Here is a 17285-nt window from a genome sequence, read left to right as displayed (position 1 = left end):
AACGGCGTTCGTGCAAAGGCGGCTTTAACGTCGTGCGCGTTAGATCTCCGGAATGACGATCAAATCGCGCCTTCTCGGCATGGCCTTCGCCTCCTCCGACGTGCTCTTTGAGCTTGATCGGGACAAGATCACCTTCGCCATCGGCGTGGGTCCGGTCGCGGGCGTCGATCCGGCCGCCGCATGGACCGGCCAGGGGCTGAGCGCCCTGCTCGGCAAGTCCTGCCTTGAGCACGTGAAGGCCGCCCTGGCCGCCCTGAAGCCAGGCGTGCGCTCCGCGCCGATCGAGGTCGAGGTCCTGGCCGGCGAGGATCGGGTCCGCCGCGCCGTCCTGCGCGCCTTCCTGCTACCCGACCTCGCTCCCTTCGTCTCCTGCGCCATGGCCTGGCAAGGGGCGGCCTACCAAGCCGTCGCGCCGAAGACCGAGCCGCTGCTGGACGCGCGGGGGCTGCTGAAGCGGCTCGGCGCCCTGCTGGCCGTCGGCGGCACCGGTCCGGAACTGTCCATCGACTTCCTTGAGATCCCTGGACTGGGCGCGCTGGACGAGCCGCACCGCAAGGCCGGCGCGCGGATCGAGGCGCGGCTGCAGCTGGCCTCGGTCGGCGGCGTCAGCGCGGCCCGCCTGGCCCCCGACCGCTTCGCCCTGATGCGCGACTCCGCCGACATCGTCGATCTGGCCGAGGAAATCCGCGCCATGGGACTGGCCGAGGGGGTGAACCTGTCGCCGGTCGCCACTCGCGCCGAGATCGGTCGGGCCGAGGCCGCCGTCGCCGTGCGCACCCTGCGTTTCGCGCTGGAGGACTGCCTGAAGGACGGCGCGGCCGCCGGCGACCGGTTCAGCGCCCGCCTGCAGCGCACGGTGCAGGACGCCGACCGCTTCCGCGCCATCGTGCGCAGCCGCGACTTCAGCCTCGTCTGGCAGCCCATCGTCGCTCTGGACAGCCGGGCGGTGCACCATTTCGAGGCCCTGAGCCGCTTCGGCGGCGCGGCCTCCGCCCCGACCGGTCCGATCGCCATGGCCGAGGAACTGGGCCTGATCGACGATTTCGATCTGGCGGTGGCGGAGAAGGCCCTGACCCAGCTGCGCCGCCCCGGCTTCGGCCTGGTCAAGGCGGCGATCAATGTCTCGGGCGCCTCGCTGGCTGACGGCCGCTATGTCGAGGGCCTGCTGCGCATGACCGCCGCGTCCCCGGACATCCGCAAGCGGCTGATGGTCGAGATCACGGAGACGGCCGACGTGGTCGATCTGGACGGCGCCAACCAGCGCCTGGCCGGCCTGCGCGAGGCGGGCATCAAGGTCTGCCTGGACGACTACGGCGTCGGCGCGGCCTCCCTGACCTATCTGCACAAGCTCTCGATCGACATCCTGAAGCTGGACGGCGGCTTCGTGCGCGAGATCGAGACCGACGCCAAGGTCCGTACCCTGGCCACCCATCTGGTCGGCCTATGCCGCGACCTGAAGATCGCCACCGTGGCAGAGATGGTCGAGACCGAGGGGCAGGCGGCGGCGATAAAGTCGCTCGGCGTCGACTTCGGCCAGGGCTGGCTGTTCGGCCGTCCGACCGAGACTCCGGTCGCCGCCGCGCCCGTGACGCCCGCCCGCCGCAAGGGCGAGGTCGCCGGCTGGGGCTAAAGCGCCAGCGTCCGCTCGATCCCGACGGCGTCCAGGAAGTCCGGATCGTGGCTGACCACGACCAGGGCGCCGCCATAGCCGCGCAGGGCCGCCTCCACCGCCGCGACCGAGTCCAGATCGAGGTGGTTGGTCGGCTCGTCGAGGATCAACAGCTGCGCGGGACGGACGCCGCCGGTGACGCAGGCCAGCGCCGCCCTCAGCCGCTCGCCGCCTGACAGCGTTCCCGCCGTCCGTTGCGCCGCCGTGTTACGGAACAGGAACCGCGCCAGCGCCGCATGGGCGTCGTTGGCCGTCGCCTCCGGATTGATCCGGCGATAGGCCTCCACCAGCGTCTCGTCCGGGTGCAGGAGGGCCGCCTCCTGATCCAGCAGGGCCGCGGTCACCGGTCGCGCGATCCGTCCCGAGGTCGGTTCCAGCGTTCCCGCGATCAGCTTCAGCAGGGTCGACTTGCCCGCGCCGTTCGCGCCGGTCACCGCCACCCGCTCAGGCCCCGTCAGCTTCAACGAAACCGGCCCCACGATCCGCCGTCCACCCGGCGCGTCCCAGGCGACGGCGTCCAGCTCCAGCACCGTCCGTCCCGCCGCCAGCCTCGTCGGCGGCATCGGAATATCCAGCGCCCGTACCCGCTCCACCTTCTCACGCGCGGCGGCCAGGTCCGCCTCCGCCGCCTCGGCCCGGCGTTCGGCCAGCCGGTTTTCGCGCGCGCCGGAATTCTCCGCGCGCTCGGCCAAGGCCCCCAGCAGGATCTTCGGCTCGGACTTCTTCATCGCGAAGGCGCGGCCGGCCCGATCGCGGCGGGCCTTCTTCTCGACGGCCTTCTGACCTTCGCGGGCGATGCGGGCCGCCTCGCGCCCGGCCGCGTCCAGATCCCGCTCGGCGGCGGCCCGCTCGGCGGCCTTGCGTTCGGCGTAGAGGTCGTAGCCGCCGCCGTAGACCGCGGCCCCGACGCTCGACAGCTCGACGATGCGGTCCATCCGGCGCAGCAGGGCCCGGTCATGGCTCACCACCAGAACGCCGCCGGGCCAGCGGCCCAGAACCTCGGCGATGCGCTCGCGTCCGTCACGGTCCAGGTGATTGGTCGGCTCGTCCAGCAGCAGCAGGTCCGGCGGATCCAGCAGCAGGGCGGCCAGCCGCAGCCGGGTCTGCTCGCCGCCACTCAGCGAGGCCGTCTCGGGCGACAAATCCAGCGCCTGCAGCCCGACCTCCGCCAGGACCTCGCCGATGCGGCTCTCCAGCGTCCAGTCGGCGGCGTCGAGATCGTCCGCCGTCCCCTCGCCCGCCAGAATGCGCGCCAGCACGGCCAGCGCGGCGGCCGCGCCGAGCGTCTCCGCCGCCGTCTCGCCGGGCGCGGGCTCGCCGCGCTGCTCCAGCCAGGCGACGGTTCCGACGCGGCTGACCGCGCCCTCGGCGGGGGCGGACAGGCCGGCGATCAGGCGCAGCAGCGTGGTCTTGCCCGAGCCGTTGCGGCCGACAAGTCCGGTGCGCTCCCGCCCGAAGACGAGGCTCAGATCAGAAAATAGGGTGGTTCCGTCAGGCGTTCGGGCCGCGACGCGATCGAGCGTCACGAGTGCGGATGCGGACGGGTTTCGGCCTGGGAGCGAGGACATAGGCGAGCACGAGCAGCAGAGGAGCGGAAAGGGCGAAACCGATTTCCAGCGTGCTGATCATGATCGTCGGGCCTCCAGTGAACTCACTCGAAGCCAAGAGGATGGGCGCCCGGAGCCCCGCACGCAACCCCTTTCCGCTCTGGCGGCGCTGACGAGACCGTGAAAGGCTGGGGGCCTGGAGGACCTTCCATGCGTCTTTTCGCCCGCCTCGCCGTCGCCGCGACCCTGCTCTCGGCCGCCGCCTGTGCTCATTCGACGCCGGACGCCGTTCCTCCGGTCTCGCCCGACTACGCCCCGCTCGCGGAACAGCCCACCGGACCCCACGCCCGCCTCTACGCCGAGTGCATTCGCCAGGCGGCGGGCTCAGGCGCCTACCGGCAGGTGATCGACGGCGGCGAGGAACTGCTGCTGTTCACCTGCACCGGCCCCCTCGCCCGGAGCTTCTATGACGCCCTGGGTCCGCACAGCGCGGCGATGGGAACCGGCTTCGCCCAGGACGGTCGCAGCGCCCGCTCGACCGCCCGGGTCCAGAAAAACCTGGTCGGGGTCGACTATTGCTCGGTCGATGCGTCCGGCGGCGATCCCCGCTGCGTCCTGACGTTCAACGCCGGCGACTTCCTGATCGCCGACTGACGCGGGGTCGCACGGTCTGGCCGGGCCGGCTCGGGCGGCCTAGAGGATCGCCATGACCCACGCCGACACCGCTGAAGCCTTCGCCGCCCGCCGCAAGGCCGCGACGGACCGCATTCGCGCCGAGACCGGCATCGACGAGGCCATGATCGACCGGCTGGTGGAGACCTTCTACGGCAAGGTCCGCGACGACGCCCTGATCGGCCCAGTCTTCGCCGCGCGGGTCGAGGACTGGGGCCCGCACCTGGCGCAGATGAAGCTGTTCTGGTCGTCGGTGGCGCTGTCGACCGGCGTCTATCAGGGCCGCCCGATGCCGAAGCACCTGCCCCTGCCCATCGATGCGACGCATTTTGACCGCTGGCTGGCCCTGTTCGAGGAGACGACGCGGGAGGTCTGCCCGCCCGTCGCAGCCGCCCACTTCATGGAACGGGCGCGCCGGATCGCCGAAAGCCTGGAGCTGGGCGTGGCCAATGCGAACAGCGTCCTGCTGGGGTCCGGCGAGCGCTACCGACGGCCGTGGACGCCCCGGGATTGAGGACTGCTGCCACCTGCTGTCAGCAGTCTGGCGCCGGCGGCCGCCAGTTCCTATAATGTTCTTGCTGATCTCAGCGAAACATCCCCCATATAGCGTTGTCGCGCCGGACCCTGCCCGGCCCTCTCCGCGTTCCCGGATTCCATGACCGAAAAGCACAACTTCATCCGCGTGCGCGGCGCGCGCGAACACAATCTCAAGGGCGTCGATCTCGACATTCCGCGCGAGAAGCTGGTGGTCATGACCGGCCTGTCCGGCTCGGGCAAAAGCTCGCTCGCCTTCGACACCATCTACGCCGAGGGTCAGCGCCGCTACGTCGAGTCGCTCAGCGCCTACGCCCGCCAGTTCCTGGAGCTGATGGGCAAGCCCGACGTGGACCTGATCGAGGGCCTGTCGCCGGCCATCTCCATCGAGCAGAAGACGACCTCCAAGAACCCGCGCTCGACGGTCGGCACGGTGACCGAGATCCACGACTACATGCGCCTGCTGTGGGCGCGGGTCGGCGTGCCCTATTCGCCCGCCACCGGCCTGCCGATCGAGAGCCAGACCATCTCCATGATGGTCGACAAGCTGACGGCGCTGGCCGATGGCGAGCGCATCCTGCTGCTGGCTCCGGTCGTTCGTGGCCGCAAGGGCGAGTACAAGAAGGAGATGGCCGAGTGGCAGCGCTCGGGCTTCCAGCGCGTGAAGATCGACGGCGAGTTCTACGCCATTGAGGACGCCCCGGCGCTGGACAAGAAGTTCAAGCACGACATCGACATCGTCGTGGACCGCATCGTCACCAAACAGGGGCTTGAGAGCCGCTACGCCGACAGCCTGCAGACCGCGCTGGGCCTGGCCGAAGGCATCGCCGTGGCCGAATGGGCCAACACCATGGAAGGCGAGACCGGCCCGCGGCGCATCACCTTCTCCGAGAAGTTCGCCTGCCCGGTCTCGGGCTTCACCATCAGCGAGATCGAGCCGCGGCTGTTCTCGTTCAATAATCCCTTCGGCGCTTGCCCGGTCTGCGACGGCCTGGGCGTCAAGCTGGCCTTCGACGCCGACATGGTGGTGCCGGACAAGGACAAGACCCTGCACGGCGGGGCCGTCGCCCCCTGGTCGCGCGGTCCCTCGCCCCTCTACACCCAGACGCTGCAGTCGCTGTCGACCCACTACGGCTTCTCGATGGACAAACCGTGGCGCGAGCTGCCGGGCAAGGCCCAGACCGTGATCCTGCACGGCTCGGGCGGCGAGAAGATCAAATTCACCTACGACGACAACGCCCGGAAGTACGAGACCTCCAAGGCCTTCGAAGGCGTTCTGCCGAACCTGGAGCGGCGCTGGCGCGAGACGGACTCGGCCTGGGTGCGCGAGGAGCTGGGCCGGTTCCAGTCCGAGACCCCGTGCGAGGCCTGCGGCGGCAAGCGCCTGAAGCCCGAGGCCCTGGCGGTCAAGGTCGCCGGCGAGGACATCGCCGAGGTGTCCTGGCTGTCGATCAAGAAGGCCTACGAGTGGGTCAGCGCCCTGCCCGACCAGCTGACCGAAAAGCAGCTGGAGATCGGCCGCCGCATCCTGAAGGAAATCTCGGATCGCCTGCGGTTCCTGAACAACGTCGGCCTGGACTACCTCAGCCTCTCGCGGGCCTCGGGCACCCTGTCCGGCGGCGAGAGCCAGCGCATCCGCCTGGCCTCGCAGATCGGTTCGGGCCTGACCGGCGTCCTCTACGTGCTGGACGAACCCTCCATCGGCCTGCACCAGCGCGACAACACTCGCCTGCTGGAAAGCCTCAGGGGGCTTCGCGACCTGGGCAATTCGGTCCTGGTGGTCGAGCATGACGAAGAGGCGATCCTGACCGCCGACTACGTCATCGACATGGGCCCCGCGGCCGGCGTCCACGGCGGCCAGGTCTGCGCCGAGGGCACGCCCGCCGACGTCATGGCCAATCCGAACTCCCTGACCGGCAAATACCTGACCGGCGAGCGCGAGATCGAACTGCCGGTCGACGGCCGCCGTCCGGTCGACCGCAAGAAGATGCTGAAGATCAGCGGCGCCACCGGCAACAATCTGAAGAACGTCACCGGCGAGATCCCCGGCGGCCTGTTCACCTGCGTCACCGGCGTGTCCGGCGGCGGCAAGTCGACCTTCACGATCGAGACCCTGTACAAGGCCGCCGCGCGCCGCCTGCACAATGCGTCCGACGCCCCGGCTCCCTTCGACCGGATCGAGGGACTGGAGCTGTTCGACAAGGTCATCGACATCGACCAGTCGCCCATCGGCCGCACCCCGCGCTCGAACCCGGCCACCTACACCGGCGCCTTCGGCCCCATCCGCGACTGGTACGCCGGTCTGCCGGAGTCCAAGGCCCGCGGCTACGGTCCCGGCCGGTTCTCCTTCAATGTGAAGGGCGGCCGCTGCGAAGCCTGTCAGGGCGACGGCCTGATCAAGATCGAGATGCACTTCCTGCCGGACGTCTACGTCACCTGCGATGTGTGTCACGGCAAGCGCTACAACCGCGAGACGCTGGAGATCGTGTTCAAGGGCAAGTCCATCTCGGATGTGCTGGACATGACGGTCGAGGAAGCCGCCCGCTTCTTCACCGCCGTGCCCTCTATCCGCGACAAGATGCTGACGCTGGAGCGGGTCGGCCTAGGCTACGTCAAGGTCGGCCAGTCGGCGACCACCCTGTCCGGCGGCGAGGCCCAGCGGGTCAAGCTGTCCAAGGAGCTCAGCAAGCGGGCCACCGGCAAGACGCTCTACATCCTCGACGAGCCCACCACGGGCCTGCATTTCGAGGACACCCGCAAGCTGCTGGAGGTGCTTCAGGAACTGGTCGAGAACGGCAACACCATCGTCGTGATCGAGCACAACCTGGATGTCATCAAGGTCGCCGACTGGCTGCTGGACTTCGGGCCCGAGGGGGGCGACGGCGGTGGCGAGATCGTCGCGGTCGGCACCCCCGAACAGGTCGCGGCCAATCCCGCCAGCTGGACCGGCAAATACCTCAAGGAGGTGCTGGACCGGCACGAACAGCGCCGCAAGGCGCGCGTGGCGGGCCTTGTCTCGACGGCGGAGAAGAAGCCGGCCCGGGCGAAGGCGCGGGCCTGATCCCCGGTCAGTCCCGTGGCGGCAGGTTCCGGCACATGGCCGCATAAGGCGCCCACAGGATCGTGGTCACCAATGTGGCGCCCAGCGGGATCAGCAGCAGCAGGAGCAGGAAGCTGATCGTGGACAGCGGGGTGACCGCGCTCGCCCCGCCGGTGACGGCCTGTTGCAACGGCAGGCCGATCATCAGCAGCAGGATGACCACGATGGCCGCCATCGTCATCGACAGCACGGTGATGCCCAGAAGCGGCCAGAACCAGCGGGCGGACACGTGCCAGCCCTCGACGAACGAGATCTTGCCGCGCAGCAGGGTGATCGGCGCCACCAGCGACAGCCGCACGGTGATCGCGATCGAGGTGGCGAACACGGCCATCGACACGACCAGGGCGCCGACCGCGCCCATCGTCTGGGCGGCGGCGGTCTCAAGCCCGGAACTGATCAGATTGAGCAGCACGGACACGGCCCCGAGGCCGAGGGCGACCAGGAACATGCGCAGTTCGTCGGACCCGAACCGGAGGTAGCCGAAGCCTTTGGGCTCCGGACGCAGCACCGCCCGGTACAACGCCGGCATCAGCACGGTCTGGATCAGCAGCACGACCGGCAGGACGGCGTAGCCGGCGTTGCTGATCGCCGCCAAGGCGGGCGCGGACAGTTTGGATATGTCGCCGTTCGCTGTCGTCATCTCCGGCGTCCAGGGAGACAGCATCGGGAAGGTCGCGACCGCCGCGGCGATCAGACCGACCAGCCAGACCGCAGCCCAGATCAGGATCACACCCGGATTGTGACGCGTCACGCGGAAGCCTTCGAAGGTCGCCTCGGTGGCTGAAACGGTCATGGGGCGACTCCGCTCGGTGCTCATGCCCGCTTCATGCGTCCAGCCGCCCCTCCGGCGCAAGGCTCCCGGCGAAATCCCCGCCGCGGCCATAAAGCACTGGCGTACCCGGCGGGGCGGGCTAGAACCCCGCTCATGAGCTCCACCTCCCCCTCTCCCGTCCACGTCATCGGCGGCGGCCTCGCCGGTTCGGAAGCCGCCTGGCAGATCGCCAACGCGGGCGTGCCCGTCATCCTGCACGAGATGCGCGGCGTCCCCGGCGTGAAGACCGACGCCCACCACACGGACGGCCTGGCCGAGCTGGTCTGCTCCAACTCCTTCCGTTCGGACGATTGGGAGTTCAACGCCGTCGGCCTGCTGCACGCCGAGATGCGGGCGCTGGATTCGATCATCATGAGCTGCGGCGACGCCCATCAGGTGCCCGCCGGCGGCGCCCTGGCGGTCGATCGCGACGGCTTCTCCCAGGCCGTGACCGCGAAGCTGCAGGCCCATCCGCTGGTCACCGTCGTGCGCGAGGAGATCGCCGGCCTGCCGCCGGAGGCGTGGGACAATGTCATCGTCGCCACCGGCCCCCTGACCTCGCCCGCCCTGGCTGACGCCATCCTGAAGGCCACCGGCGAGGAGAGCCTCAGCTTCTTCGACGCCATCGCGCCCATCATCCACGCCGACTCGATCGACTTCGACATCGCCTGGCGTCAGTCGCGCTATGACAAGGAAGGCCCGGGCGGCGACGCCGCCGCCTACGTCAACTGCCCGATGGACAAGGCCCAGTACGACGCCTTCATCGACGCCCTGCTGGACGGACCCAAGGCCGAGTTCAAGGAATGGGAGAACGTCCCCTATTTCGACGGCTGCCTGCCCATCGAGGTCATGGCCGAGCGCGGCCGCGAGACCCTTCGCCACGGCCCGATGAAGCCCGTCGGCCTGACCAATCCGCGCAACCCGACCGTCAAGGCCCACGCCATCGTCCAGCTGCGCCAGGACAACGCGCTGGGCACCCTGTTCAACATGGTCGGCTTCCAGACCAAGCTGAAGCACGGCGCCCAGGCCGAGACCTTCCGCATGATCCCGGGCCTGCAGAACGCCCAGTTCGCGCGTCTGGGCGGCCTGCACCGCAACACCTACCTCAACAGCCCGCAGCTTCTGGACAAGCAGCTGCGCCTGAAATCCATGCCGCGACTGCGCTTCGCCGGCCAGGTGACGGGTGTCGAGGGCTATGTCGAGAGCGCCGCCATGGGTCTGCTCACCGGCCGCCTCGCCGCCGCCCAGGCGCTCGGTCGCGACCTGTCGGCCCCGCCGCCGGAAACGGCGATGGGCGCCCTGGTCGAGCACATCACCGGCGGCCACCTCGAGGGTTCGAAGTTCCAGCCGATGAACATCAACTATGGACTGCTGCCCCCGCTGGAGGCGCCCAAGGTCGATGAAGACGGCAAGCGCATCCATCCCAAGGAGCGCGGGCGCGCCAAGAAGCGGCTGATGAGCATCCGCGGCCTGGAGGCCCTCAAGGCCTGGCGGGACGCGGGCTGATGGCGGACCCGACCGAGCTTGAACGCCTGACCGACCGCCGCGTCACCCTGATCTACCGCCTCGACCTGATCGCCCAGGGCGCGCAGCTGAAATACGAAGACGGCTCGCCCGTCGACATGGCGTCCGAACAGGCCCGGCTGGAGGACGAGGTCGCCCGCCTGGACAAGAAGATCGCCCTGCTGGGGCCGGCCGCCGGTCAGGCCTGACCGGCGCGTCCCGGGTCAGCGTCCGATCCGGGCGCCCGTAAGGACGAAGTCGAACCGTCTGCCCTCCGCGGCCGCCCGATCGCTGACCTGCACCCGGGTTCCGTCGGCGCTGCGGGCCGTAGAGGTTCCGGCCCTCCGATTCAGCGGTCGCTGGCGCTCCGAAAGACACCCGGTCAGCCGACCGTTTCTGATCAGACAGCTCACGTACACCGTCTGCGCGCCCCCATCCTCCCGCATGGCAGCCTCCGGCATCTCGACCTCAGGAGGCGCAAGCACGAGACCTGCGGCGTCCAGCAGCCGGTCCCGGTCGCGGGTCAGGGGCGCGTTGCACGCGTTCAGCACCTGATCCACCGCGGCGCCCGATGCGGGAAGGGCGAAAGCCATCCTGAACGGCGCGGGATCGCCCTCCATCGATTCCAGGGTCACCGGACCACCCATCCGGAGGAAGCGTGGGATGCGGGGGTCCTGACTGACGGCGGAGCCGCTCTCGGCCGAGAGGTCCCATTCGGTGTTGGGGGAAAATACGTCCCCCCTCGTGAGAATGGCGCGACGCGACGCGGCGTTTGACAGCGGCGTGCCCGCGATCCCGGTGATCAGGACGCCCGCCTGGCACTGCACGAGAATGGCCGCGCCAGAAGCGTATTCGACGCTGGCGCTGACGGTGTCATTCGCGGCGTCGACGAAAATGTCCCAGCCATCGGCGTCCTGCGCCTGAGCCGGGGCGGAGGCGGCCAGGGCGGCGGCCGTCAACGCCGCCAGTCTTGCAGATGCTTTCATTTCCTCCCCCTTGGACCGTCGCGAAGCGATGACATCACGTCTACCCTGCATCAACTCGACACCCCCGGACAGGCATGACTCCCCAGGCTCGCTCATCTTTCGACTCGGTTCGCCGCGCCATCCGCCAGAAGATCACCGATGTCTTCAATGACGCCGACAAGGGTGAGCGGCCCGTGCTGCGCCGGGCCGACGCCCTGTTCCCGCCGGACTGCGTGGCGGCCCGAGTCAACGGCGACGTGGTGACCATGATGATCGGCGGCGTCTCGGGCCTGCTGCTGCAGATGCTGCACCCGGCGGTGCTGGCCGGGGTTTGGGACCATTCCGACTTCCGCGCCGACATGCACGGCCGCCTGAGGCGGACGGCCAAATTCATCGCCACCACCACCTATGACCATGCCGAGCGGGGCCAGGCCGCCATCGACAAGGTCAACCGCATCCACGCCAAGCTGGCGGGCGTTCTGCCCGACGGCACGCCCTATCGCGTCTCCGACCCGGCCCTGCTGGCCTGGGTCCATGTCACCGAGACCATCAGCTTCCTCGACGCCTGGATCCGCTACGCCGAGCCGGACATGCCGATGTCGGATCAGGACGCCTATTTCGCCGAGACCGCGAGGATCGCCGAAGCCCTGCACGCAGACCCCATCCCCCGCAGCCGCGCCGAGGCCGAAGCCCTGATCCGCAGCTATCGCCCCCAGCTGCGCGCCGACGCCCGCACGCGCGAGGTGGCGCGGATGGTGATGCGTCAGCGGGTCGGCTCCCCCGCCGTCGACGCCGCTGCGGGCGTGATCATGCAGGCGGGTCTCGACCTTCTGCCGGACTGGGCCCAGGCCATGCACGAGCGCCCCTTCGGCCCGCCCCGGCTCCTGACCCGCGCGAGCGCCCTGTCCACCGCCCGCTTCATCCGCTGGGCCTTCCGCGGTTCGCCCAATACGACGGTCCATCCGCCGGAGGTGCTGAGCTACCCATGACCGCCGCGTTTAGTATCCGCATCGACGATCTGACGGGGGCGCCGACCCGCGACCTGCTGGCGCTGCATCTGAAGGGCATGCAGGCCTATTCGCCGCCGGAGTCGGTTCACGCTCTGGACCTATCGGGGCTGAGCGGACCTGACATCACGGTCTGGAGCGTGTGGCGCGACAACGCCATCGCGGGCATCGGGGCCCTGAAGACACATCCCGGCGGACAGGGCGAGCTGAAGTCGATGCGCACCCATCCGGATCACCTGCGTCAGGGCGTGGCGGCGGCCCTGCTGGATCACATCATCGCCGAGGCGAAGGCGCGCGGCCTGTCCCGCCTCAGCCTGGAGACCGGCTCCGGCCCGGCCTTCGACCCGGCCCTCGTCCTCTACCGGCGGCGCGGGTTCGCGGACGGTCCGGCCTTCGGCGGCTATGCCGCCACCGACTTCAACCAGTTCCTGCATCTCGATTTGTAGCGGGGCATGTCACATCCGGCGGGCCCGTCTCGTCTCCCTGATGACGGACGGATCTGACGCCATGAGGGCGCAGGGCGGTCGTCCTTATGGAGCCCCGACATGCGCCTTTCCCGTACCCTGCTCGCCATGCTGCCCGACGCCCAGAAGGCCGTGCAGACCCTCTACGCCTCGGCCCATCAGTCGGGCGCCCCGGTCACCGTTCTGCACCTGGTCCATCTGCGCGCCAGCCAGATCAATGGTTGCTCGGCCTGCGTCGCCTCCGGCGCGAAGGAGATGCGCAAGGCCGGCGAGACCGACGAGCGGCTCGACACCGTCTCGGCCTGGCGCGAGACTCCCTACTTCACCGACGCCGAGCGCGCGGCCCTGGCCCTTGCCGAAGCCGCCACCCGCCTGGCCGACAATTCCGTCGGCGTGCCGGACGACGTCTGGGACGCGGCCAAGGCCCATTTCGACGAGCCGGCGCTGGCGGGCATCGTCCTGTGGATCGCCACGACCAACTTCTTCAACCGCCTGAACGCCACCCTGCATCATCCGGCGGGCGCGCCCTGGTTCTGATCCCGGGCCAGCTCCCTGTCGCCTGCGCGGCCTAGATCCGGCCTCTCAGCGCGGCCCAGACCAGCCTCAACCGCTTCGCCGCCTCGGGCGCCTCAGGGTCGGCCAGGGCGGCGGGCGCGACCGCCGGGAAGGCGGCCACGGGCAGGCCTTTCAGGGCCCGGTTGGCGGCGGTCTTCAGCGCTCCGGCCTCATCGCGGCGCCCTGTCTGGCTCAGGCCGCGCACGCGGCCGGCGTCCGCCACCGCCTCGTCCAGACCCGGTCCCGCCAGCATCCGCGCCGCCAGCTGCATCGGGCCGACGTAGAAGGCGTCCAGATCGTGGGGCTCGCCGTGCACCCGGCCGATATGCGCCTCGATCAGGCCGTCGAACGGGGCGCGCGGCAGGTCGTGACGGGCGACCATGTCGGTCAGGGCCTCCAGCACCGGATGGCCCTTGCGGGCGGTTCCGGCGAAGACCCCGTCCATCTGCTCGCGCCACCAGGCGTAGCGCATCTCGGCCAGCAGCGGCTGGGTGACCCGGGTGGGGATGGCCATCAGCTCGGCCTCGAAAGCGTACAGCACGATCAGGTCGGCGCGGGCCTGCGCATCGGCCACGAACCGGCTGGACAGCCAGCGGTCGGTGTCGGCGTCGCGGACCTGGGCTTCGAGGACAGTCATCGGCTCCCCATAACGCGGAAGGCCGGGAAGGTCGCCCTCCCCGGCCCCGCATTGCGATCGGTTCGGCGGATCAGCCGAACAGGGTCTGGTACATGGCCATCGCCGTCAGCATCGGCAGCGACAGAAGCAGGTTGGTGCGGCTGCCCAGCATGGCGATGCGGGCGGCCTTGGCCTTGGCGGCGTCATCGACCACGACGATGCCCAGGGCGCGCTTCTGGTTCGGCCAGATCACGCCCCAGACGTTCAGGAACATGACGATGGCCAGCCACACGCCGACGCCCATCAGGGTGAAGCCCTTCTGGTCTTCCGTCAGGCCGCCGGCGAAGCCGAAGCTCAGCACTTCCATGGCGTAGGCGTGGCCGCGGGTGAACATCACCGCCAGGCCGAAGACGACCGTCGCCAGCGCCGCCCAGCGGAACCAGAACAGGGCCTCGGGCGCGATATGCTTGCCGATGGCCGGCTTCAGCTCCGCCGGGATCGCCGGCATGACCCGGATCTGGACGAAGTTGAAATAGTACAGCAGGCCGATCCACAGGATGCCCGACGCCAGGTGCGCCCAGCGGAACGTGGCCTGCCAGAAGCCGAGATCGAAGCCGCCCGGCGCGGTGCGGCCGAAGGCGAAGATCATGACCGCCGCCAGCGCGAGGCTCAGCAGGATGGTGGTGCGGAAGTTGGAAAGCAGCTTGCCCATGTCGTCGCCCCTCCCCGGGCGAGAATCGTTGAAGCGGCACCGTACCCCTCCCTCCCCTTCATGGGGAGGGATGTCGGCGCGTCAGCGACGACAGGGTGGGGTCCGCATCCGAGCGCTCGGTTCCCCCACCCGTCCCGCTACGCGGTCCACCCTCCCCACGAGGGGAGGGAGAACCTTCCGGATTACGGGCGCGAGGCCATGCCCAGCTTGATCGGCTTGGCGTCGTCGGCGGCGCCGCCGCGCTTCACGCCCCACAGCAGGATGATCGGCGCGCCGACATAGATCGACGAATAGGTGCCGATGATGATCCCGAACATCAGGGCGATGGAGAAGCCGAACAGGGCTTCGCCGCCAAAGACCGCCAGGGCCGCGAGCACCATGACCGCGGTCACGCCGGTGATGATCGTCCGCGACAGGGTCTCGTTCAGCGACAGGTCGATCACGTCGCGCAGCGGCATGGTCTTGTACTTGCGCAGGTTCTCGCGAAGACGGTCGAACACGACGACGGTGTCGTTCATCGAATAGCCGATGACGGTCAGGATCGCGGCCACCATGGTCAGGCTGAATTCCAGCTTGAACACCACGATCAGGCCGAAGGTCAGGACCACGTCGTGCAGCAGGCCGGCGACCGCGCCGAAGCCGAACTGCGGCTCGAAGCGGAACCAGATGTAGAGGAACATCAGGACGATGGCGGAACCCAGCGCCAGCAGGCCGGACTGGAACAGTTCGCCCGACACCTTGGAGCCGACGACGCTGACGCCCGAATAGGTGACCTCGCCGGTCGCCTGGGTGATGGCGGCCTCGACCTGGTTCACCACGACGGTCTGGTCGCGGCCGTCCGGCACCTGGAAGCGCACGATGGCGGTGGAGCCGTCGTCGATGTTGTTGTCGCGCCGGGCGATGCCCTGCACGCCGACGTCACCGAGGTCCAGGCCGCTGACCGCGCCGCGAACCTCTTCCAGGTTGACGACCTGGCCGGCCGGCTTGGACACTTCCAGCGAGGCGCCGCCCCGGAAGTCGATGCCCATGTTCAGGCCGGGAACGAAGCAGGCGACGATCGAGGCGACGCACAGGATCACCGACAGGAAGGCCGCATAGCGGGCGTACTTCACGAAGTGGAAATTCGTCTTCTGCGGCAGCAGTTTGATGAGAGGCCATCCACGCATCGCCATCACTCCGCGATCGGCAGTTTTTTGGGCTTGGCCGTCTTCAGCCAGAACGCCAGCAGCACCTGGGCCACCAGCACGGACGACAGGACCGAGGTGAACACCCCGATGCCCAGCGTCCAGGCGAAGCCGCGAACGGGGCCGGCGCCGAAGACGAACATGATCGCCGCGGCCACCAGGGTGGTGACGTTGGCGTCGATGATGGTGGCCATGGCCTTGGAGAAGCCGGCGTCCATCGAGGCGATGACGCTGCGGCCCGCCCGGGCCTCGTCGCGCATCCGCTCATAGATCAGCACGTTGGCGTCGACGGCCACGGCGAAGGTCAGGATCAGGCCCGCGATGCCCGGCAGGGTCAGGGCGGCGCCGACAAGACTCATACACGCCACGATCAGCAGGCCGTTCAGCACCAGGCCGATGACCGAGATGCCGCCGAACAGCATTCCGTAGGCCAGGATCATGAACAGCACGATGATGCCGAAGCCGATGGCCGTCGACAGGGCGCCCGCCGACACGGCGTCCTCGCCCAGTTCGGCCGACACGGTCCGGCGCTCCTCGACCTTCAGCGGAGCCGGCAGGGCGCCGCCGTTCAGCAGGTTGACCATCTCGGAGGCTTCCTGGATCGAATAGTTGCCTTCGATGACGCCGGAGCCGCCGGTGATGGCGCTGCGGATCGACGGCGCCGAAATGACCTTGCCGTCCAGGATGATGGCAAAGGGCTTGCCGATGTTGGCCGCGGTCGCCTCGCCGAAGCGACGGGCGCCGGCGCCGTCGAAGCGGAAGCCGATGGCGGTGCGCTGGTTCTGGTCCTGCGTGACCTCGGCCTTGGTCAGGTTCTCGCCCGAGACCAGGATGCGGCGCTTCACAAGGTAGAAGGCGGGCCCGCGCGGGTCAGCGCCAGGGAGAACTTCGGAATCCGGCGGCACCGAACCGTTCAGCGCCTCCTGGATCGAGTTCTCGACGTCGACCATCTGGAAGGTCAGTTGGGCGGTCTGGCCGATCAGGCGTTCCAGCTCGGCCGGGTCGCTCTGGCCCGGAGCCTGGACCACGATGCGGTCCGCGCCCTGGCGGGTGATGGAGATTTCCTTGGTGCCGGTGCTGTCCAGACGGCGGCGCACGACTTCGATCGACTGGGTCACGGCGTCGGACGCCATGGAGTTCATCGTCGCTTCGGTGAAGGCGTAGCGAAGACGGTCGGAGCCTTGACGCTGGACCAGGCGGTCCGTGCCGGTCGGGCTGTTGACGACCAGGGCGCGCATGGCCGCCTGCGCCTGTTCCATCTGCGACGGATCCGCCAGGGTGACGATGACGCCGTCGCTCTGGCGGGAGATGGTGCTGACGCCGATGCTGGCTTCGGCCAGCACGGTGCGGGCGTCCTCGGCCAGGTTGTTCAGCCGCGCGGCGCGCATGGCCGGCACATCGACCTCCAGCAGCAGGTACGAACCGCCCTGCAGGTCGAGACCCAGGTTCAGGATGCTCTTCGGCAGCCAGCCCGGCAGCGCGTCACGCTGGGCCGGGCTCAGCATGTTGGGCGCCGCGAACAGCAGGCCGAAGACGACGGACAGGGCGAGAAGGATGACCTTCCAGCGCGACAGATGGATCATGCGGGCTGTCCCGAACCTTTCAGGAGACCGATCAGGCCTTGGCGTCGTTGGCGGCGACCGCGGTGCGGTTGCGCACGTCGGCGATCATGGACTTGATCACGCGGACGTTCACGCCCTGGGCGATCTCGACCATGGCTTCATCGTTCTCGACGCGCGTGACCTTGCCGATCATTCCGTTCGACAGGGTGACGGTGTCGCCGCGCTTGACCGCCTCGATCATCGTCTTGTGCCGCTTCATCTGTTGCTGCTGCGGGCGGATCATCAGGAAGTAGAACAGCACGATCATCGGAACGATGAAGACGAACGTTCCGGCGGGGCCGGCCAGGATTTCCTGCACTTTGTTCTCCGAGAAGCGCCGGGCGC

General features: G+C 69.1%; 17 protein-coding genes. 9 read left to right on the top strand and 8 right to left on the bottom strand.

All coding sequences use genetic code 11. The annotated features are described in order from the left end of the window. The first annotated feature begins 52 nt into the window (after positions 1-52). The gene (locus AC07NB_RS02770; RefSeq protein WP_494570845.1) at positions 53-1630 is read left to right on the top strand and encodes an EAL domain-containing protein; all 1578 of its coding nucleotides are present in this window, start codon (positions 53-55) and stop codon (positions 1628-1630) included. Here AC07NB_RS02770 and AC07NB_RS02765 read toward each other — a convergent pair. Continuing rightward, positions 1627-3237: an ABC-F family ATP-binding cassette domain-containing protein gene (locus tag AC07NB_RS02765; protein ID WP_494570844.1), complete on the bottom strand. Its 1611-nt coding sequence runs from the start codon at positions 3235-3237 to the stop codon at positions 1627-1629. The genes AC07NB_RS02770 and AC07NB_RS02765 overlap by 4 nt on opposite strands. Positions 3238-3426: 189 nt before the next feature. Between AC07NB_RS02765 and AC07NB_RS02760 the strand changes: the two genes are divergently transcribed. The 3 genes from AC07NB_RS02760 (at position 3427) to uvrA (ending at position 7483) form a co-directional block, all read left to right on the top strand. Further along, positions 3427-3870: a hypothetical protein gene (locus AC07NB_RS02760; RefSeq protein WP_494570843.1), complete on the top strand. Its 444-nt coding sequence runs from the start codon at positions 3427-3429 to the stop codon at positions 3868-3870. Positions 3871-3922: 52 nt separating this feature from the next. Further along, positions 3923-4402 carry a group III truncated hemoglobin gene (locus tag AC07NB_RS02755; RefSeq protein ID WP_494570842.1) on the top strand — a complete coding sequence of 160 codons (480 nt, stop codon included), beginning with the start codon at positions 3923-3925 and terminating at the stop codon, positions 4400-4402. A gap of 141 nt (positions 4403-4543) precedes the next feature. Then, the gene (gene uvrA, locus AC07NB_RS02750; protein WP_494570841.1) at positions 4544-7483 is read left to right on the top strand and encodes an excinuclease ABC subunit UvrA; all 2940 of its coding nucleotides are present in this window, start codon (positions 4544-4546) and stop codon (positions 7481-7483) included. Between the two features lie 7 nt (positions 7484-7490). Here the strand turns inward: uvrA and AC07NB_RS02745 are convergent, their stop codons facing one another. Beyond that, entirely contained in the window at positions 7491-8315 is an 825-nt protein-coding gene (locus AC07NB_RS02745; RefSeq protein WP_494570840.1) for a hypothetical protein, read from the bottom strand. Positions 8316-8447: 132 nt separating this feature from the next. On the opposite strand from AC07NB_RS02745, the gene trmFO reads away from it, so the two are divergent. Both trmFO and AC07NB_RS02735 read left to right on the top strand, forming a co-directional pair. Continuing rightward, positions 8448-9839, top strand: coding sequence for a methylenetetrahydrofolate--tRNA-(uracil(54)-C(5))-methyltransferase (FADH(2)-oxidizing) TrmFO (trmFO, locus tag AC07NB_RS02740; protein ID WP_291836784.1), 1392 nt, complete (start codon positions 8448-8450; stop codon positions 9837-9839). Then, positions 9839-10045, top strand: coding sequence for a hypothetical protein (locus tag AC07NB_RS02735; RefSeq protein ID WP_494570839.1), 207 nt, complete (start codon positions 9839-9841; stop codon positions 10043-10045). Before trmFO ends, AC07NB_RS02735 begins: the two co-directional genes overlap by 1 nt. Before the next feature lie 15 nt (positions 10046-10060). Here AC07NB_RS02735 and AC07NB_RS02730 read toward each other — a convergent pair whose 3' ends face one another. Then, on the bottom strand, positions 10061-10822 hold the full coding sequence (locus AC07NB_RS02730) for a hypothetical protein (RefSeq protein ID WP_494570838.1): 762 nt from the start codon (positions 10820-10822) through the stop codon (positions 10061-10063). Between the two features lie 74 nt (positions 10823-10896). Here AC07NB_RS02730 and AC07NB_RS02725 point away from each other — a divergent pair, with 74 nt between their 5' ends. The 3 genes from AC07NB_RS02725 to AC07NB_RS02715 all read left to right on the top strand — a co-directional run bounded on the left by AC07NB_RS02725 (position 10897) and on the right by AC07NB_RS02715 (position 12809). Further along, positions 10897-11790, top strand: a complete 894-nt coding sequence (locus AC07NB_RS02725) for an oxygenase MpaB family protein (protein WP_494570837.1) — start codon at positions 10897-10899, stop codon at positions 11788-11790. Beyond that, on the top strand, positions 11787-12254 hold the full coding sequence (locus tag AC07NB_RS02720; RefSeq protein ID WP_494570836.1) for a GNAT family N-acetyltransferase: 468 nt from the start codon (positions 11787-11789) through the stop codon (positions 12252-12254). Before AC07NB_RS02725 ends, AC07NB_RS02720 begins: the two co-directional genes overlap by 4 nt. A gap of 99 nt (positions 12255-12353) precedes the next feature. Then, the gene (locus AC07NB_RS02715; RefSeq protein WP_291836776.1) at positions 12354-12809 is read left to right on the top strand and encodes a carboxymuconolactone decarboxylase family protein; all 456 of its coding nucleotides are present in this window, start codon (positions 12354-12356) and stop codon (positions 12807-12809) included. A 31-nt stretch (positions 12810-12840) separates the two neighbouring features. On the opposite strand, the gene AC07NB_RS02710 is transcribed toward AC07NB_RS02715, so the two are convergent. The 5 genes from AC07NB_RS02710 to yajC all read right to left on the bottom strand — a co-directional run bounded on the left by AC07NB_RS02710 (position 12841) and on the right by yajC (position 17259). Beyond that, on the bottom strand, positions 12841-13464 hold the full coding sequence (locus AC07NB_RS02710) for a squalene/phytoene synthase family protein (protein WP_492313183.1): 624 nt from the start codon (positions 13462-13464) through the stop codon (positions 12841-12843). Between the two features lie 70 nt (positions 13465-13534). Then, a complete protein-coding gene (locus AC07NB_RS02705; RefSeq protein WP_291836773.1) occupies positions 13535-14155 on the bottom strand; it encodes a hypothetical protein in 621 nt (206 codons plus the stop codon). Positions 14156-14337: 182 nt separating this feature from the next. After that, a complete protein-coding gene (gene secF / locus AC07NB_RS02700) occupies positions 14338-15327 on the bottom strand; it encodes a protein translocase subunit SecF (RefSeq protein ID WP_291836770.1) in 990 nt (329 codons plus the stop codon). Next, the gene (secD, locus tag AC07NB_RS02695; RefSeq protein ID WP_291836769.1) at positions 15327-16922 is read right to left on the bottom strand and encodes a protein translocase subunit SecD; all 1596 of its coding nucleotides are present in this window, start codon (positions 16920-16922) and stop codon (positions 15327-15329) included. The genes secF and secD overlap by 1 nt, the downstream gene beginning before the upstream one ends. Before the next feature lie 31 nt (positions 16923-16953). Further along, complete coding sequence (gene yajC / locus AC07NB_RS02690; protein ID WP_494570835.1) at positions 16954-17259, bottom strand: preprotein translocase subunit YajC; 306 nt, start codon at positions 17257-17259, stop codon at positions 16954-16956. Between the last annotated feature and the right edge of the window lie 26 nt (positions 17260-17285).

This window comes from Brevundimonas sp. GW821-FHT09G01 (genome assembly GCF_059416065.1).
This window is presented reverse-complemented; position numbering and strand designations above follow the sequence as displayed.

What these genes read in the sequence shown, in the direction of transcription:
- AC07NB_RS02770 (WP_494570845.1), top strand. Translation starts at nt 53, where the DNA reads ATGACGATCAAATCGCGCCTTCTCGGCATGGCCTTCGCCTCCTCCGAC.
- AC07NB_RS02765 (WP_494570844.1), bottom strand. Translation starts at nt 3,237, where the DNA reads ATGTCCTCGCTCCCAGGCCGAAACCCGTCCGCATCCGCACTCGTGACG.
- AC07NB_RS02760 (WP_494570843.1), top strand. Translation starts at nt 3,427, where the DNA reads ATGCGTCTTTTCGCCCGCCTCGCCGTCGCCGCGACCCTGCTCTCGGCC.
- AC07NB_RS02755 (WP_494570842.1), top strand. Translation starts at nt 3,923, where the DNA reads ATGACCCACGCCGACACCGCTGAAGCCTTCGCCGCCCGCCGCAAGGCC.
- uvrA (WP_494570841.1), top strand. Translation starts at nt 4,544, where the DNA reads ATGACCGAAAAGCACAACTTCATCCGCGTGCGCGGCGCGCGCGAACAC.
- AC07NB_RS02745 (WP_494570840.1), bottom strand. Translation starts at nt 8,315, where the DNA reads ATGACCGTTTCAGCCACCGAGGCGACCTTCGAAGGCTTCCGCGTGACG.
- trmFO (WP_291836784.1), top strand. Translation starts at nt 8,448, where the DNA reads ATGAGCTCCACCTCCCCCTCTCCCGTCCACGTCATCGGCGGCGGCCTC.
- AC07NB_RS02735 (WP_494570839.1), top strand. Translation starts at nt 9,839, where the DNA reads ATGGCGGACCCGACCGAGCTTGAACGCCTGACCGACCGCCGCGTCACC.
- AC07NB_RS02730 (WP_494570838.1), bottom strand. Translation starts at nt 10,822, where the DNA reads ATGAAAGCATCTGCAAGACTGGCGGCGTTGACGGCCGCCGCCCTGGCC.
- AC07NB_RS02725 (WP_494570837.1), top strand. Translation starts at nt 10,897, where the DNA reads ATGACTCCCCAGGCTCGCTCATCTTTCGACTCGGTTCGCCGCGCCATC.
- AC07NB_RS02720 (WP_494570836.1), top strand. Translation starts at nt 11,787, where the DNA reads ATGACCGCCGCGTTTAGTATCCGCATCGACGATCTGACGGGGGCGCCG.
- AC07NB_RS02715 (WP_291836776.1), top strand. Translation starts at nt 12,354, where the DNA reads ATGCGCCTTTCCCGTACCCTGCTCGCCATGCTGCCCGACGCCCAGAAG.
- AC07NB_RS02710 (WP_492313183.1), bottom strand. Translation starts at nt 13,464, where the DNA reads ATGACTGTCCTCGAAGCCCAGGTCCGCGACGCCGACACCGACCGCTGG.
- AC07NB_RS02705 (WP_291836773.1), bottom strand. Translation starts at nt 14,155, where the DNA reads ATGGGCAAGCTGCTTTCCAACTTCCGCACCACCATCCTGCTGAGCCTC.
- secF (WP_291836770.1), bottom strand. Translation starts at nt 15,327, where the DNA reads ATGGCGATGCGTGGATGGCCTCTCATCAAACTGCTGCCGCAGAAGACG.
- secD (WP_291836769.1), bottom strand. Translation starts at nt 16,922, where the DNA reads ATGATCCATCTGTCGCGCTGGAAGGTCATCCTTCTCGCCCTGTCCGTC.